Here is a 15655-nt window from a genome sequence, read left to right as displayed (position 1 = left end):
CAGACGTTCTCACCTTCCGCTACGGTTCGCCGCCGTGGCGGAGAGAGGTGCTGTCCCGAAGGTCTCGGCCGTGCGTCGCAAGACGCTCGGCGCGATGCGCTCGCTCTTCACGCCGCTGCTGCCGGACGACTACCTCGAGCTGATCAACCCGCTCTGGTCGACGCAGGAGCTGCGGGGCCGCATCGAGCGGATCGGCAAGGAGACCGAGAACACGGTCACGATCGTCATCAAGCCGGGCCACGAGTGGCCGGGCCACCAGCCCGGCCAGTACGTCCGCGTCGGCGTCGTCGTCGACGGCATCTTCCACTGGCGCGCGTACTCGCTGACCTCGGACCCGGACCGCGGCGACGGCTGCATCGCCATCACGCCGAAGCTCGTCGAGGGCGGGAAGGTCACGCCGCATCTCGTCCGCCAGGCGCAGCCGGGGACGATCATCCGGCTCGGCGGCGTCGAGGGCGACTTCGTCCTCCCCGACCCGCCGCCCGGCAAGGTCCTCTTCATCAGCGCGGGCAGCGGCATCACGCCGATCATGTCGATGCTCCGCCACCTCGCCGCGTCCGGCGCGGAGACCGACGCGGTGCACCTGCACAGCGCGCGCACGGAGGACGACGTCATCTTCGGGCGCGAGCTGCAGGCGCTCGCCGACGGGCGGCCGAACACGCGCGTGCACCTCCAGCTCACCGGCGAGATGGGCCGCATGGGCCCGGAGGACCTCGACGAGCTGTGCCCGGACTGGCGCGAGCGCGAGGCGTTCGTCTCGGGGCCCGGCGAGCTGCTCGACGCGATGACCGAGCACTGGGAGCGCGAGGGCGACTGCGACCGGCTGCACATGGAGCGCTTCCAGCCCGTGCTCGGGCTCGCCGAGGAGGGCGAGGGCGGCACGGTCTGCTTCGCGAAGTCGGGCTGCGAGACCGAGTGCGACGGCGCGACGCCGATCCTCGTCGCCGGCGAGGAGGCGGGGCTGACGCTGCCCTACGGCTGCCGCGAGGGGATCTGCCACACCTGCGTCGGCAAGCTCAAGTCCGGCCAGGTCCGCGACCTGCGCAACGGCAAGGTGACCGGCACGGAGGGCGAGACGGTCCGCACGTGCATCAACGCACCCGAAGGGCGAGTGGAGATCGAGCTGTGACCACCACCACTGAGAACCCGATCAAGCGCCTGAGCGCCGAGCAGCTCGAGGAGCTGGGCAAGCGCTTCGACGCGATCCACGACGAGGTCTACGGAGACCTCGGCGAGCGCGATCGCAAGTACATCGTCTCGATGATCCAGATGCACCGGCGCCTGCTCGTCTTCGCGCGCGTCGAGCTGCTCGGGTCGCAGTTCCGCCCGCTCTGGTGGCTCGGGACGAGCTCCCTGGGCGCGGCGAAGATCCTCGAGAACATGGAGATCGGCCACAACGTCCTGCACGGCCAGTGGGACTGGATGAACGATCCCGCGATCCACTCGACGACGTGGGACTGGGACACCGCGTCGACGTCGGAGGCCTGGAAGCACTCCCACAACTACGTCCACCACACATACACGAACATCCGCGGCAAGGACAAGGACCTCGGCTACGAGATCATGCGGATCGATCCGCATCAGAAGTGGCACCCGGTCTACCTGCTGCAGCCGTTCTACAACGTGCTGCTCATGCTGTTCTTCGAGTGGGGCGTGGCGTTCCACGACCTCGACCTCGAGGCGGTGCGCAGGGGCGAGAAGGACCGCGAGCAGCTCGTCGAGGAGCTCAAGGGGATCGCCGGCAAGGCGCGCACGCAGATCGTCAAGGACTACGTGGCGTGGCCGCTTGTCAGCGCGCTCGCCGCCGGCGCGGTCGCCGCCGCCACCACGCGGAAGGGTCGCCGCGAGCGGTTCCTCGAGCACGCCCGGCGCACGTTCCGCAAGACCGTCACGGCGGACGCCACGGCGAACCTGGTGCGCAACATCTGGTCGAACGCGATCATCTTCTGCGGCCACTTCCCCGACCAGACGTGGACCTTCAGCCAGAAGGACGTCGAGGACGAGACGAAGGGCGCGTGGTACGTCCGCCAGCTGCTCGGGGCGGCGAACATCGAGGGCTCGCCGTTCTTCCACGTCGCGTCCGGGAACCTCGGCTACCAGGTGGAGCACCACCTCTTCCCCGACATGCCGTCCACGCGCTACGCCGAGATCGCGCCGCGGGTGAAGGCGATCTGCGAGGAGTTCGAGCTGCCGTACAACAGCGGCCCGTTCCTCGAGCAGTGGTTGATGGTGCAGCGCACGATCCTCCGGCTCGCGTTCCCCGGCGGGAAGATCCGGCCCAAGCCGGGTCCCTTCCGGGCCGACCCCGGTGAGATCGAGGCGGCGCTTGCGCACGTGCCGCCGCGCGATGACCGGCAGGACGGGGGTCCGGCGAACGAGAGCGGTCCGGGTCCCGAGCAGCCCGACGACGGCGTGCGCATGTCCGTCCCGGAGTGACGCCCCGCACACCCCCGGGGGTCGTTGCGCGAGCAATCGGGGGTCGGGTGTAGGGGTCCCCCCGATGCGGCAGGGGCGGCGTGGGCGGGAGCCTTGCGCCATGACCAAGACACAACGCTGGACGCTCGTCGTGGTGTGCGCCGCCACGGCGATGCTCATGCTCGACATCGCGGTGGTGAACACAGCGCTGCCGCGCATCGCCGAGGACCTCAACACGGGGCTCAGCGGGCTCCAGTGGGTCGTCGACGCGTACACCCTCGCGCTTGCCGCGACGGTCCTGACCGCCGGCTCGCTCGCCGACCGGCTCGGCCGCCGCAGGCTCTTCTTCGTCGGCCTCTCCCTCTTCACCGTCACGTCGGCCGCGTGCGCCGCGGCGACGGACATCACGATGCTGAACACCGCCCGCGCGGTGCAGGGCCTCGGCGCCGCGATCCTCTTCGCCGTCTCGCTGTCGCTGCTGGCCAACGCGTTCCCGCGTGCGAAGGAGCGGGCGACCGCGCTCGCGATCTACGGCGCCACGATCGGCGGCGCGTTCGCCGTCGGCCCGGTCGTCGGCGGCGCGCTGACGAGCGGCATCGACTGGCAGTGGATCTTCCTCATCAACATCCCGATCGGCCTCGCCGGCATCGCCATCACGCGGGCGTTCGTCGAGGAGTCGCGCGACCCGAAGCCGCGCCGGATCGACTGGGGCGGCCAGGCGCTGCTGACCGGCTCGCTGTTCCTGCTCGTGCTCGCGCTGCTGCGCGGCAACGAGGACGGCTGGACGAGCGCGGCGATCATCGCCGAGCTCGCCGGCGCCGCCGTGCTGCTGGCCGCGTTCGTCTGGGTGGAGCGCGTCGTGCGCGACCCGATGATCCCCGCCGGCCTGTTCCGCAACCGCACGTTCACCGGCGCGCAGGTCGCCGTGTTCGGGATCTCGGCGTCGTTCTTCGCCGTGTTCCTCTACACGACGCTCTACCTGCAGCAGATCCTCGGCCTGTCGCCGATCGAGGCCGGGCTCGTCTACCTGCCGGGCACCGCGCTCAACTTCATCATGGCCGGGATGAGCGCGACGCTCATCGAGAAGGGCCTCTCGGCGAAGACGATGGCGGTCGTCGGCCTCGTGATGGTCGGCATCGGGCAGATCACGATGGTCATCGCCGCGGTCGACTCGTCGTGGACGATCTTCCTGCCGGGCGAGCTCATCGCCCTGGCCGGCACCGGCATGTTCAACCCGTCGGTCAGCGGCCTGACGCTGAACTCGGCGCCCGCCGAGCAGAGCGCCCTGGCGGCCGGCGTGCACGACACGTTCCGCCAGGCCGGCCTCGCCGTCGGCGTCGCGGCGCTCGGCGCGCTGATCCCCGCGGGCGCGGCGTTCGGCGACGGGACGCCGCAGGCGTACGTCGACGGCATGCGCGAGGCGCTGGTGGTCGGCGGCGTGTTCGCGATGGCCTGCGCGGCGGTCGCCGGCGTGCTCTTCCGCAAGCGTGCCGCCGGGGGGCCGGCCTTCGAGCCGGCCGTGGAGCCCGCGGCGGCCTAGCGCCCGAACCGGCGCTTGCGTGAGCCTCGGTTTCGCGCCATGTGCGCGAAGCCGAGGCTCATCGCCACGTTCGCGGCGCCCGCGAACCACAGGCCGGCCTTCGCGCCCGGCCGGTTGACGGCGGGGGAGCGCGACCACAGCACGTCGGTCAGCCACTCCGTTCCCCGCAGCCACGCGAGCGCGTGCCAGTCGCGCGGCTCGTCGCGCCTGGCGGCGACGAGATGGGCGGCGGCGAACGTCAGCCAGATCGGGGCGCAGCGCTGGAAGAGGTGCTCGGCGTCCTCGCTCGGCGCGTCGTGGCCGAGGGCGCGCAGCGTCTTGCGCGGCGCGAGCAGCGCACCGCCGCCGAGCGCGAGGTCGAACGCGACCATGTTCCAGTTGACGGCGCGGATCGCCTCCTCGGTGGTCATGTGATCGCGACCACCTTCAGGGCGCGCTCGCCGCGCGGGGTCTGCACCTTCGCGGTCTCCCCCACGCGCTTGTCGCGCAGCGCCTGCGCGACGGGCGACTCGAACGAGAGCTTGCCCTCGGCGGGCACGGCCTCCAGCGCCGAGACGAGCGTGTACGTGGCGCGCTTGCCGCTGTCGTCCTCGACCTCGACGGTGCAGCCGAACGCGACGACGTCCCCGCCGGCGGCGGACTCCACCACCTTGGCGTTGTGGAGCTGCTCGCGCAGCTGGAGGATCTTCGTCTCCAGGTGCGCCTGCGAGCGCTTGGCCTCGTGGTACTCGGCGTTCTCCTTGAGGTCGCCCCATTCGCGCGCGGTCTTGATCTGCTGCGCGATCTCGTTGCGGGCGGTGGTCTCGAGGTGCTCGATCTCCGCCTTGAGCGCGTCGAGCCCCTCTTGAGTCATGACGACGTCGTTCTCCATCGGCCCCGAGGCTACGCGACCGTGCGCAGGTGGCGCCGCGGGGCGCCGCCGCGCAGGGCCTCGGAGACCTGCTCGACGAGGCTCTCGCCGAGCACGCGCCGGCCGTCCGTGACGGCGTCGACGACGCCGCGCTTGCCCTCCAGCAGCTCGGCGATCGTCTCGTCGATCGTGTCCGCGGCCAGCAGGTACCAGGCGGTCACGGCGTCGTGCTGGCCGATGCGGTGGCAGCGGTCCTCGGCCTGGTCGTGCTCGGCGGGCGTCCAGCCGAGCTCGAGGAACGCGACGTTCGAGGCGCGGGTGAGCGTGATGCCGTGGCCCGCGACCCTGGTGGAGCAGACCAGCAGGCCCGGTCCGTCGCCGTTCTGGAACCGGTCGACGGTCTCGGCACGCTGGGCGGTGGAGTCGTCGGCGACGAGGTGGCCGGCATCGGGAAAGCGCTCGAGCACCGCGCGCTGGACCTCGCGGTGGTGGGCGAACACGATCAGCGGCTCGCCGGACTCGAGGAAGTCGTGGATCCACGCGACGGCGGCGGCGAGCTTGCCGCGGGCCGCGAGCTGCTTGAGCGCGTTGAGCTGGGCGAGCCGCTCGGCCCTCAGCGTGCGGGCGATCTTCGCGTCGAGCTCGGAGAGGCGCTCGAACGGCTGGGTACGCAGCCAGGCGACGACGTCGCGCTCGGCGAGCCGGTACTCGTCCTCGTTGGTCAGCGCGACCGGGACGACGACGCGGCGCTTGGCCGGCAGCTGCGGCAGGACGTCCTTCTTCAGGCGGCGCACGAAGCAGCGGCGGCGCAGGTGCCAGTGCAGCCTCTCCTCCCCGCCGTTGCCCTTGAAGCGGCGCTCCAGCCGCGCGCCCGTGCCGAACTCCTCGAGCCGGCCGAGGATGCGCAGCTGCGGCACGATCTCGCCCGGGCCGTTCGTGACGGGCGTGCCGCTGAGCGCCAGCCGCAGGCCGTTCTCGGGCAGTCCGTCGGCGAGCTGGCGGACGGCCTTCGTGCGCTTGGCCCGCGGGTTCTTGCAGTAGTGCGACTCGTCGAGCACGAGCGCGCGCGGCCTTGCGCGGAGGAGCGAGCTGCGGTGGTCGGCGACGATGTCGTAGTTGACGATCGTCAGGTCGGCCCTCGGCGGGACCGACTGGCGGCCGCTGACGACCGCTCGCGTGCGGTGCGGCAGCCAGCGCTCGGCCTCGCGCTCCCACGTCAGCTTGAGGCTCGCCGGGCAGACGACGACCGCCGGGAACGCGTGGTCGGCCTCGAGCGCGGCGAGTGCTTGGACGGTCTTGCCGAGGCCCTGCTCGTCGGCGATGAACGTGCGGCGGACGTCGAGCGCGTAGCGGACGCCGGCCCACTGGAACGGCGCGAGCGTTCCGCCGAGCGCCGGCTTGGGGTCGGGCGGCTCGGCGGTGCGCGACCGGGAGCGGCGGATCGCCTCGGCGGCCGCCTCGTGCTCCTCGCGGAGCCGCTTCAACGTCGGGCGCGCGCTCGGCGCCACCTCGATGCCGTGGGTGCGCAGGAAGTGCTCGATGCCCTCGAGCGCCCACGCGTCGACCGGCACGCGGCTCGCCCGGGCGTCGGCGCCGGGGATGAGCCCGAACGCCGCGACCGCGTCGTCGTCCCACAGCTTGTCGAGCGCGAACATCGGCTCCTCGACGGTGTGCTCGATGACGAGCACCGCCGGCGGCGGGTCGATGCCGACGCGCAGCCGCGTCGCGCAGCCCGCCGACCCCGGATCGAGCTTCGCCCCCGCGTGCTCGAGCAGGAAGTCCGCGACCTCCTCGGCGAACGGGAGCGTGTGCGTCCGCGGGACGAGCTCGGTCGCGTGCGCCTCCAGTTCCTCCGGGAGCGGCCCGGCGAGCGTCCGCGCCACGAACTCGCCGCGTCCCTCGTGCTTGCGGGTGGTGATCCGCGCCAGCCAGCCGCGCGGCATTCCCGCGAGCCACTGCTGGACGCCGTCGGAGACGAGCAGCTGCGGCCACCGGTCGATGACGTCCGCGACGTAGATCGCCGTGACCTCGTGCTGCGGAACGAGCCACTCCTTCGCGTCCCAGTCGAACCGCCGGCCGGGGATCGCCCGCATCGCGTCCACGAGCGCGGCGTCGTAGGGGAACGCGAAGACGACCACCGGCTCCCCGCTCCGGGCGGCACCGAGCTCGACGTTGGGGCGCGGCGCAGCCAGCTCCACCCCACCCAGGCTATGACGGGCGTCAGCCGAGGAGCGGCTTCGCGAGCGCGAGGAGGAGCGCGTCGTTGGCTCCCTCCCCGATCTGCGTCTGCGGCGCGTCGCGGCGCAGCCGCGCGAGCTCGTCGCCCGCGGCGTAGGAGCGGCTGGCGGCGAGCCGCGCGGCCTGCTCGACGGCCTTGACCGCCTCGTCGGACGCGACCAGCTTCGCCGAGGTGGAGAGCTCGCGGGCGTCGTCGCGGCCGGCGTCGACGGCGGCGGCGGCTCGCTCGACGAGGGACTCGACGGCGCGGACCCGGGCGGCGATCTCGCCGACGCGCAGCTGGGCGTGGGTGTGCTCGCCGAGCATCCCGCCGCCGACCTCGCGCTCGGTGCACTCGGTGATCGCGCACGCGAGCGCGCGGTCCATGATCCCGAGCGCGCGGCAGGCGACGTTCACGCGGCCGACGTCCAGGGCGTCGAGCATGTGGCGCGCGCCGAGGCCGGGCTCGCCGCCGAGGACCTCTGCGTCGGGGGCGCGGTGGTGCTCGAAGCGGTAGGCGGCGGACTCGACGCCGCGGTAGCCGACCTTGTCGAGCTCCTCGACCTGCCACGTCGCGCCGCCGCGACCGCCGGTGGGCAGCACTACGCACGACGGCTTCTCGGCGCCCTCGACCTCGGCCATCATGAAGATCACGTCCGAGCTCACCCCGCCGGCGACCCAGCGCTTCTCGCCGTCCAGCACCAGCCCGCCGTCGTCGAGGCGCTGCGCGCTCGTCTCGATCTGCTTGAGGTCGCTGCCGGCCTGCGGCTCGGTGATCGAGAACGACGCGAGCACCTGGCCCTTCGCGATGCCGGGCAGCCAGCGCCGGCGCTGCTCGTCGGTGCCGTGGCGGACGAGCAGCGCGGTTGCGAGGCCGGTCGGGTTCACCGCGCCGGTCAGCGAGATCCAGCCCTGCGACAGCGTCCGCCAGACCGGGACGAGATCTAACGCGCCGAGCCCGCGGCCGCCGAACTCCTGCGGGACCATCGCGCCGGTGATCCCCAGCCCGACGACGCGGTCGAGCGCCCACTGCGGCAGGTCGTCGTCGCGATCCCAGTCCGCGACGTTCGGCAGGACGGTGTCGGCGACGAAGCGCTCGACGGCGGCGTTCAGCTCGCTCGGCGTCATGGCGCACCGGTTCCTGCCCGTTGCCGGCACGCCGCGAACGTGAGACCAAGCACGTAAGAGATCCGAACCGGGGTAGGGAGCGAGGATGCAGACGACCTCCGCGACCTCCTCCCTGTGGCTGACGAGCGCGCCGAGCGACGAGGCCCACCCCCGTCTCGAGGGCGACCTCACCGCCGAGGTCGCCGTCATCGGCGGTGGGATCGCGGGCGTCACGACTGCGCTGCACCTCCAGCGCGCGGGCGCCGACGTCGTGCTCCTCGAGTCCGAGCGGATCGGCAGCGGCGTCAGCGGCAACAACACCGCGAAGGTCACGGCGCTCCAGTCGACGGTGCTGAGCACGATCGTCTCGCGGCACGGCGACGAGACGGCCGCGACGTACGCCGCGGCATGCCGCACGGCGGTCGAGGACGTCGCCGCCCTCGTGGCCGAGCACGACATCGCGTGCGGGCTGGAGCGCCGGCCGGCCGTCACGTTCGCCCTCGACGCCGACGAGCTGGAGGCGGTCGCCGACGAGCACGACGCGGCGACCGCGGCCGGGCTCGCGGTCGAGTGGCGCGACGACGACGCCGGTCTCCCGGGCTCGGTCGGCGTCGCGGGCGCGGTGTGGCTGCACGACCAGCTCGTCATCCAGCCGGTCGCCTACGTGCGCGGCCTCGCGCGGGCGTTCGCCGCCGCCGGCGGGCGGATCTTCGAGGGCTCGCGCGTTCTGTCGGTCGCCGACGGCTCGCCGTCGGAGGTCCGCACGGAGGCCGGCACGCTGTCGGCCGAGCAGGTGGTCGTCGCCACGCACTACCCGATGCTCGACCGCGGCGGCTTCTTCGCGCGCCTGAAGGCCCAGCGCTCGTACTGCATCGCCGCGGACGTCGAGCCGTCGCAGCTGCCGCGCGCGATGGCGATCTCGGCCGGCTCCACCACGCGGTCGGTGCAGTGGTTCGACGGCAAGCTGATCGTCGGCGGCGAGGGCCACTCGACCGGAGCGTCGAACGTGACGCCCGAGCGGTTCGCGCACCTCGAGTCGTGGGCCGCCGAGCACTGGCCCGGGGCGCAGCCGACGCACCGCTGGTCCGCGCAGGACCCGATCCCCTACGACCACCTGCCGATGGTCGGCCCGCTCGTCCCGCGGTCCTCGCGCCTGTGGGTCGCGACCGGCTGGATGAAGTGGGGGCTGAGCGGCGCGACGTTCGCCGCGCGGATCCTCGCCGACGCCGTGCAGGGCGGCGAGCACGAGTGGGCGTCGACGTTCACCCCGACGCGGCTGTCGCTGCGCTCGGCGCACGAGGTCGCGCAGCTCGGGACGAAGTTCAGCGCGCTGATGGCGCTCGACCGCGTGACGCCGGCCGAGGTGTCGTCGGCCGATGACGTGCCGCCCGGCGAGGCGCGCGTCGTGCGCGACGGGCTCGGCAAGACGGGCGTCTACCGCTCCGAGGACGGCGTCGCCCACGCGGTGTCGCTGCGGTGCACCCACATGGGCTGCCTGCTGCGGTTCAACGGCGCGGAGCGCAGCTGGGACTGCCCCTGCCACGGATCGCGGTTCGACGTCGACGGCGCGGTCCTCGAGGGACCCGCGGTCAACCCGCTCGAGCGGCGGGACGTCGGCTGAGCGGCGCCGCTAGCGCTTGAAGCGCGGTGCCTGCGTGCGCCGCATGGCGGTCATCGCGGCGCGCGTGCGGTCGACGAGGCGGGTGAGGTCTGCGCGCTGAACCCGCGCGGAAGGCGGTGCGGTCGTCAGGGGAGCCGCGCTGGCGGCAGGGGCGGAGGCGTCGGCGCTGGGTGGCACGCCTCCCCTGTACCCCCTCCCCGGACTTCTTCACAGCTCGGACTCAGTCCTGGCACGAACGGGTTCGAAAGGGACCCACTCGTCGCAAGGACGCTCACTGGGAAGGATGCTCAAGCCGGTCGAGGTGGTCGCGGACCGCGCCGCCGGCGACGTAGTCGAGCATGACCTCGCTGCCGCGCGTGACGCGGTGGCACGGGAAGAGGATCGGCGCCGGGTTGGTGCCGAGGGCGAACCCGCACGCGTAGGGGTCGAGCGCGCCGTCGCAGACGTGGTGGTACGAGCGGCGGGCGCCCCACGCGACGCTCTGCGTCGCCTCGAGGCAGAGCCGCCCGGTGTCGCCCACGCGCCCCCAGTCGACGAGGCCCTCGAGCGGCGCTCGCTGGCCGCCCAGGTAGCCGCGGATCGCTGCCGTCAGCGTCTCCGCGGCGTCGCGGCCCGCGCGGCCGCCGCGGCGCGAGCGGGCGCGCTGCTCGAGGCTCGCGAAGTCGGCGTGGCCGGGGAACGCGACGCGCACGATCCCTTCCGTGGACGCACCGACGACGATCGGGCCGACGTCGCTGTCGAAGCGCACGCAGCTGAGCGCATCAAGCATCGACGCGTCCAGCTGCTCGTCGTCCGTCATCGCCTTCGCGCCGGCGGCGAGGCCGCGCCCGTAGTCGCGGCATTCCGCGCACACGCCCTCGGCGACGACCGCGACCGACTCGACCGCGAAGCCGCGCTTCCGCAGCGCGGCGGCGTCGAGCGCCGGCAGGTCCACGTCGAACAGGCGCAGGCACAGACGGCAGCGGAAGTGGTCGTGCGGGGCGGCGTTCGTCTCGTAGCGGATCGGGTCGTGATCGCCGACGGATCCGAGCAGGCCCGCCTCCGCGAGGTCGGCGAGCGTCGCGTACACGGTGCCGCGGCCGAGGCCCGCGATGCGCGCCGACGCGCGCGCGTGGATCTCCTCGGCCGAGAGGTGCTCGGCGGCGCCGCCGTCGAAGGCGGCGAGGATCGCGCGCCGCTGCGGCGTCGCGCGCAGCCCCTCGCGGCGGAGGTCGGCGACGAAGTCGCGCTCGGGCGGCCCGTCCGCCCCCGGCTGCGGTGAGGTCACGCCGACCCGCTCACGGTTGCGCGGGATCGTACCCCCGCGCGTGCGGCGACTACAGGGCGCCGACGACCAGCAGCGCGGCGGGGCCCGGCTCGCACGGGCCGATGCGGGCGCGGTAGCGGACGCCGAACGAGGCGGCGGGCCGCACGACCGCGGTGGCGGGCTCGTCGGCGACGCGGCGCGCGATGCGCGCGAGCTCTCCCGCGAGGCGGGCGCGTGCGCCGGGCGCGGCGTCGGCGGCGACGAGGAGCGCGTCGACCGGCTGCCCGACGATGCGGGTCTCCTCGACCTCGAAGAGGCGCTCGGCGGCGGCGGACAGCGCGCGGACCGTGAGCGCCGGGTCGATCACCGCGAACGCCTCGTCCGCGGCCGGCGCGAACGCCGCATCCGCGGTGAGCAGCAGGCCGAGACCGCAGCTCGGGCAGACGCGGCTCTCCCTCGGGTCCTCGGCGGGCCGCTTGCCGCAGTAGCCGCAGAAGACGACCGTCTGCGCGGGCGCCTCGCGCGGGACGGCGCGGATGTCGCGTGCGCGCTCCCCGCTCATCCCGCCGCCTTCCCGGAGCGGCTGTGACGCGGCGGCCCCGTGCCGGGCACCTCGCGCAGCGGCGTCGTGCGCGCCCGGCGGCGCTCGGTGTCGAGCACCTCCGCGAGCTGCTCCTCCGCCGCGACGGGCGACGGGTCGAGCATGCGCGCCCGCGCGTTCGGGCCGACGGCGTGGACGTCGCGGTGGAAGAGCGCGAGCGGCACCGACCCCGCCGCCGTCCGCGCCCGGTACGCCCAGCGCGCGAGCGTCTCGTCGTCGACGGCGCCGCCGGCGATGACGATCGCGTCGGGCTCGATCGTCCTGACCGCCTCGGCGATCCCGGCGGGATGCGTCACCGGCAGCGTCACGACGTGAGCACCGCCGCGGAGGCAGAAGAGCTCGAACGCGCGCACGTACGGCGTCGTGGTCTCGAGGTCGCCGCCGGTGGCGTCGCCGACGATCACGGTCAGCCCGCGCTGCGGAGACGACGCGAGCCGGCGTGCACGGCGCAGCCAGTCGCACACCCAGACGGCGGCGAACGCGGCGCGCGCGCTGTCGCCGCCGTCGCGGCGATGGATCTCGCGCAGCGACGGCAGCAGCACGTCCTCGACCGAGCGCTCGACCGACCGCAGCCCGAGCGACGCCTCCATGGCGCGGTCCGCCCGATCCGCATCGAGCGCGCCGAGCGCGCGCAGCAGCGCGTCGACGTCGCTGCTGAGCGCCTCGCGCGCGACGCTGACCGCCGAGGAGATCGAGAGCCCGTCTTGCAAGGCCTCTCGCAGCGCGACGATCTCGGCGTACGTGTACTGGCGGTGGTTGCCCCGCGAGCGCTGCGGGCGCGGGTAGCCGAACCGGCGCTCCCACACCCGAAGCGTGTTCGCCGTGACGTTCAGCATCGCCGCGGCCTCGCTCGTCTTCAACGTCCTCATCGCGGGCGCGTGATTACCGCAGGATCGGCGGCTTCGAAGCGTCTGCGGACGAACATCCGATCAACTTCGTGAACAGAAGCTGCACTGAAGTTGATCGTCTCCGTCCGGCGCGGGATGAAGGATCGCGTTTCGTCGCCCCGTTCGAGAGGAGCCATCGTCATGCGCCGTCTGAAGCTCGCCGTCCTGCCCATCCTCGTTGCCGCCGTGGAGTTCCTCGGCCCGTCGACCGCACAGGGGTACTTCCGCTTCAAGTAGGCGCCGCTCGGTACTTCGACATCCGCGCCGGCGGGGGTATGCTCGGCCGGCGGGATGTCAGAGACGAGTCCTCCCCGGTCGTCCGTCGTGGCCGCCGTGGCGGCGCTCGGCCTCGCGCTGGCCGGGTTCGCCGGCGGCGTCGATGACCGCGTCCTCTCCCCGCTGACCGCGGCGCTCGCGTGCGCCGCCGTCGTCGCGAACCTCATGGCCGTCCGGTACGACGGCTCGATGTGGGTGTCCGCGTCGTTCACCTGCTCCATGATCGCCGTTGCGGCGCTGGGCCCGGCGGCCGCTTTCGCGGTGGCGGCGCTGGGGGAGCTGGGCGCGTGGCTGTTCGAGCGCATCCGGCTGTACGCGCTGGCCGGGAACGTGCTCGCCGCGGGCGTCCCGAACCTGGTGGCGGGCGCGATGTTCGCCGTCGTCGCCCCGGTGCCGTTGCACGCGGTCACCGTGTCGCTGGTGCTGGCGCCGATCGCGGCGCTCGCGCTGGTGCTGAGCTTCGCGATCGCGCGGACGTTGAGCGCGCCGTCGCTGGGCGAAGGGCTGCGGGCGAGCCTGCACCCGCCGAGCCCGCTCGCGCCCGCGCTGCTGTGGGCGGTGATCGCGGCGGCCGGCGTCGCCGACCTGTACGTGCGGATGCCCGCGGCCGGCGCGGCGGGGCTCGCGCTCGTGATCGTCGGCATCACGTACATGCTGCAGCTCGTGGCCGCCTCACGCCAGCGGCGCGTCGAGCAGCAGGGGCTCGCCGGGGACCTGCTGCGGTCGCTGCAGGCGCGGGACGCCGAGAGCGCGCGGCACGCCGCCGCGGTCGCGACGTTCGCGGGGCGCATCGCCGCGGCGATGTCGCTGTCGGCGGACGCTCAGCGCGCGGCGCACACCGCGGGGCTCGTGCACGACCTCGGGCGGCTGAGCCTGTCGGACGTCGCCCTTGGCGCGTCGGGGGACCTGAACGACAGCGAGTGGGCGGCGATCCAGCGCCACCCCGAGGCGGGCGCGGCGATGCTGCGGACGCTCGGGTTCGACGACGACGTCGTGCGGGCCGTGGCGGCGCATCACGAGCGCGTCGACGGGCGCGGCTACCCGCTCGGGCTCGACGACGCGGCGATCCCGGTGCTCGCGAAGATCGTCGCGGTCGCGGAGGTCTACGACACGATCACGTCCGGCTCGTCGTATCGGCCGGGCGAGGGCATGAGCTCCTTCCAGGCGTTGACCGAGCTGCGCCGCGTCAGCGGGAGCCAGCTCGACCCGGAGTGCGTCGAGGCGCTCGCGTCGGTGCTCGCCGACCGGCCCGCCGAGGAGCGGCTCGCGACGAGAGCCGACTTCGACGCCGAGCTCGCGCTGCTCGGCCCCGCCACGCCGTAGCCCGCGGCGACCCACCGCCCACCGAGCCCCACCGCGCCGGGGCGTTCGCCTTCTTGCAGGTTCGGCCCGCAACGTTGAACGCTTCTTGCGCGGACGTCGCGTCCGTCCGGCGCGCCCGCGACCCTGCGCTCTCCGGCAGGGAAGGCCCGGTACGTGCCCAGTGCAACGCCGCTCATTGCTCGTCGTCGCGACTGCCCCCGCGGCGACGGGCCGCGGTGCGGCTCCAAGCTCCAGCGGGGCGGCGTCGAACGCCGGCGACCGGATCTTGTCAACCCCTCTGATCCGCTCGGTCCGGCCGTAGGCGCCGCCCCCTGGATCGTTCAGCGAACCAGGCGCACGGTCAGCGCGCCGGCCGCGACGTCGCCGGCGCCGCCGAGCAGGCCCAGGATCCGGGCGACGTAGCCCTGCGTCTCGGCGAACGGCGGGATGCAGCCGCACCGCTGCACCGGCGCCGGGCCGGCGTTGTACGCCGCGAGCGCGAGCGGCACGCTGCCGAACTGCACGAGCAGGTCATGCATGAGGTGCGCCTGAGCGTCGATCGCCTGCGCGGCGTCGTAGGGATCGCGGAGCCCGTAGGCCGCCGCGGTGCCGGGCATGAACTGCGCGATCCCCTGCGCACCGGCGCCGCTGCGCGCGAACGGGTTGAAGTTCGACTCGGCGTAGAGCTGCGCGGCGAGCAGCGCGGCGCCGACGTTCCACCGCTGGGCGGCACGGCTGATCGGGGCGGCGAACTGCTCGGGCACGAAGCTCGGCAGCGCGCTCTCGCCATCGCCCGGCCCGAAGCCGACACTGCGCGTGCCGGGCGAGCCCGTGAACCCGTAGTGCCAGGCCTCCCACGCGTACCGCTGCGTGAAGCCGAAGCGCTTCGCGTTCGCCGCCAGCCACCCGTAGGCCGACGGCGGCCCGAGATCGAGCTCGGTGCCGAGACGGTGCAGCGACTTGCCCGGCGGCGCGACCCACTTCGGGTCGGGATGCCGGGCGAAGAGCACCGCCTGCTCGGCGTTCGACCGGAACGCGCTCGCGATGACGAGAGCGACGCCGTCCTGCGCCGCGGCCGCGTTCATGCGGTCGAACGCGCGGGCGACGTCCGGTCGCATGCGCTTCCCCTGCCGCTCCTCCAGCGGACCGCGGTACTCGTCGCCACCGAGCCCGCCGCCGGTCAGCGAGGCCGGCGGGACGAGCTCGGCCTCCGCGACCGCTCGAACCTCAGCCGTGTCGTCGCCGACCCTGACGTCGCCGCCGACCTCCACGCGGATCCGGACCGGCGCGAAGCTCCGCGCATCGGGGAACGACGCCGCCGCGCTTGCAGCGCCGTTGCGCCGCGCGGTGTCGACCGCGCTCCTCCGGCCGATCTCCTCGTAGGCGCCGGCGGGAAGATGTCTCGGGTTCGGACGGCCGGCGATGAGCGCCGGTTCGAAGAGGCGCGGGTACGCGTCGCGCATCGCGGCCGCGCCCGCGAGCGCGGCGAGATCCGCCGCACGCTGCCGCTCACCCCCGACCCCGATCCCCCGCGCGATCCCGCCGATGACGAGCGCCGCGACGAGCGCGGCGCACAGCATCGCGAGCAGCACA

13 protein-coding genes are annotated in these 15655 nt (G+C 73.8%); 5 read left to right on the top strand and 8 right to left on the bottom strand.

Annotated features, from left to right (window positions below; all coding sequences use genetic code 11):
* Window positions 1-34: 34 nt before the first annotated feature.
* The 3 genes from AC1UE4_RS00305 (at window position 35) to AC1UE4_RS00295 (ending at window position 3955) form a co-directional block, all read left to right on the top strand.
* Window positions 35-1129 (top strand): ferredoxin reductase, encoded by a 1095-nt coding sequence (locus tag AC1UE4_RS00305; protein ID WP_482915220.1) that lies wholly within the window; start codon window positions 35-37, stop codon window positions 1127-1129.
* Entirely contained in the window at window positions 1126-2436 is a 1311-nt protein-coding gene (locus AC1UE4_RS00300) for a fatty acid desaturase family protein (protein WP_482915219.1), read from the top strand. The genes AC1UE4_RS00305 and AC1UE4_RS00300 overlap by 4 nt, the downstream gene beginning before the upstream one ends.
* 100 nt (window positions 2437-2536) lie before the next feature.
* A complete protein-coding gene (locus AC1UE4_RS00295) occupies window positions 2537-3955 on the top strand; it encodes an MFS transporter (protein ID WP_482915218.1) in 1419 nt (472 codons plus the stop codon).
* Here the strand turns inward: AC1UE4_RS00295 and AC1UE4_RS00290 are convergent.
* Genes AC1UE4_RS00290 through AC1UE4_RS00275 form a run of 4 tightly spaced genes read right to left on the bottom strand, consistent with a single transcriptional unit; the run spans window position 3952 to window position 8150 of the window.
* Complete coding sequence (locus tag AC1UE4_RS00290) at window positions 3952-4365, bottom strand: hypothetical protein (protein WP_482915217.1); 414 nt, start codon at window positions 4363-4365, stop codon at window positions 3952-3954. The two genes, AC1UE4_RS00295 and AC1UE4_RS00290, sit on opposite strands and share 4 nt — an antisense overlap.
* Window positions 4362-4826: a transcription elongation factor GreA gene (gene greA, locus AC1UE4_RS00285; protein ID WP_482915216.1), complete on the bottom strand. Its 465-nt coding sequence runs from the start codon at window positions 4824-4826 to the stop codon at window positions 4362-4364. Before greA ends, AC1UE4_RS00290 begins: the two co-directional genes overlap by 4 nt.
* 11 nt (window positions 4827-4837) lie before the next feature.
* Complete coding sequence (locus tag AC1UE4_RS00280; RefSeq protein ID WP_482915215.1) at window positions 4838-7003, bottom strand: DEAD/DEAH box helicase; 2166 nt, start codon at window positions 7001-7003, stop codon at window positions 4838-4840.
* A 22-nt stretch (window positions 7004-7025) separates the two neighbouring features.
* The gene (locus AC1UE4_RS00275) at window positions 7026-8150 is read right to left on the bottom strand and encodes an acyl-CoA dehydrogenase family protein (protein WP_482915214.1); all 1125 of its coding nucleotides are present in this window, start codon (window positions 8148-8150) and stop codon (window positions 7026-7028) included.
* An 85-nt stretch (window positions 8151-8235) separates the two neighbouring features.
* Here AC1UE4_RS00275 and AC1UE4_RS00270 point away from each other — a divergent pair, with 85 nt between their 5' ends.
* Window positions 8236-9750 (top strand): FAD-dependent oxidoreductase, encoded by a 1515-nt coding sequence (locus AC1UE4_RS00270; protein WP_482915213.1) that lies wholly within the window; start codon window positions 8236-8238, stop codon window positions 9748-9750.
* A 271-nt stretch (window positions 9751-10021) separates the two neighbouring features.
* On the opposite strand, the gene AC1UE4_RS00265 is transcribed toward AC1UE4_RS00270, so the two are convergent.
* The 3 genes from AC1UE4_RS00265 to AC1UE4_RS00255 are packed head-to-tail and all read right to left on the bottom strand — an operon-like array spanning window position 10022 to window position 12466.
* Window positions 10022-11017, bottom strand: a complete 996-nt coding sequence (locus AC1UE4_RS00265) for a transcriptional repressor (RefSeq protein WP_482915212.1) — start codon at window positions 11015-11017, stop codon at window positions 10022-10024.
* A 49-nt stretch (window positions 11018-11066) separates the two neighbouring features.
* Window positions 11067-11558 carry a PAS domain-containing protein gene (locus AC1UE4_RS00260; RefSeq protein WP_482915211.1) on the bottom strand — a complete coding sequence of 164 codons (492 nt, stop codon included), beginning with the start codon at window positions 11556-11558 and terminating at the stop codon, window positions 11067-11069.
* The gene (locus tag AC1UE4_RS00255; RefSeq protein WP_482915210.1) at window positions 11555-12466 is read right to left on the bottom strand and encodes a MerR family transcriptional regulator; all 912 of its coding nucleotides are present in this window, start codon (window positions 12464-12466) and stop codon (window positions 11555-11557) included. The genes AC1UE4_RS00260 and AC1UE4_RS00255 overlap by 4 nt, the downstream gene beginning before the upstream one ends.
* A gap of 342 nt (window positions 12467-12808) precedes the next feature.
* On the opposite strand from AC1UE4_RS00255, the gene AC1UE4_RS00250 reads away from it, so the two are divergent.
* Entirely contained in the window at window positions 12809-14083 is a 1275-nt protein-coding gene (locus AC1UE4_RS00250; RefSeq protein WP_482915209.1) for an HD-GYP domain-containing protein, read from the top strand.
* 320 nt (window positions 14084-14403) lie between these two features.
* On the opposite strand, the gene AC1UE4_RS00245 is transcribed toward AC1UE4_RS00250, so the two are convergent.
* Window positions 14404-15654, bottom strand: a complete 1251-nt coding sequence (locus AC1UE4_RS00245) for a transglycosylase SLT domain-containing protein (protein ID WP_482915208.1) — start codon at window positions 15652-15654, stop codon at window positions 14404-14406.
* Window position 15655 lies beyond the last annotated feature (1 nt).

This window comes from Parviterribacter kavangonensis (assembly GCF_056863335.1).
The sequence above is the reverse complement of the archived record's forward strand: the minus strand, read 5'-3'. Positions and strand labels throughout refer to the sequence as shown.

Coding starts and splice junctions, on each gene's coding strand:
- AC1UE4_RS00290 (WP_482915217.1), bottom strand. CDS start 4,365: ATGACCACCGAGGAGGCGATCCGCGCCGTCAACTGGAACATGGTCGCG.
- AC1UE4_RS00275 (WP_482915214.1), bottom strand. CDS start 8,150: ATGACGCCGAGCGAGCTGAACGCCGCCGTCGAGCGCTTCGTCGCCGAC.
- AC1UE4_RS00260 (WP_482915211.1), bottom strand. CDS start 11,558: ATGAGCGGGGAGCGCGCACGCGACATCCGCGCCGTCCCGCGCGAGGCG.
- AC1UE4_RS00255 (WP_482915210.1), bottom strand. CDS start 12,466: ATGAGGACGTTGAAGACGAGCGAGGCCGCGGCGATGCTGAACGTCACG.
- AC1UE4_RS00270 (WP_482915213.1), top strand. CDS start 8,236: ATGCAGACGACCTCCGCGACCTCCTCCCTGTGGCTGACGAGCGCGCCG.
- AC1UE4_RS00295 (WP_482915218.1), top strand. CDS start 2,537: ATGACCAAGACACAACGCTGGACGCTCGTCGTGGTGTGCGCCGCCACG.
- greA (WP_482915216.1), bottom strand. CDS start 4,826: ATGGAGAACGACGTCGTCATGACTCAAGAGGGGCTCGACGCGCTCAAG.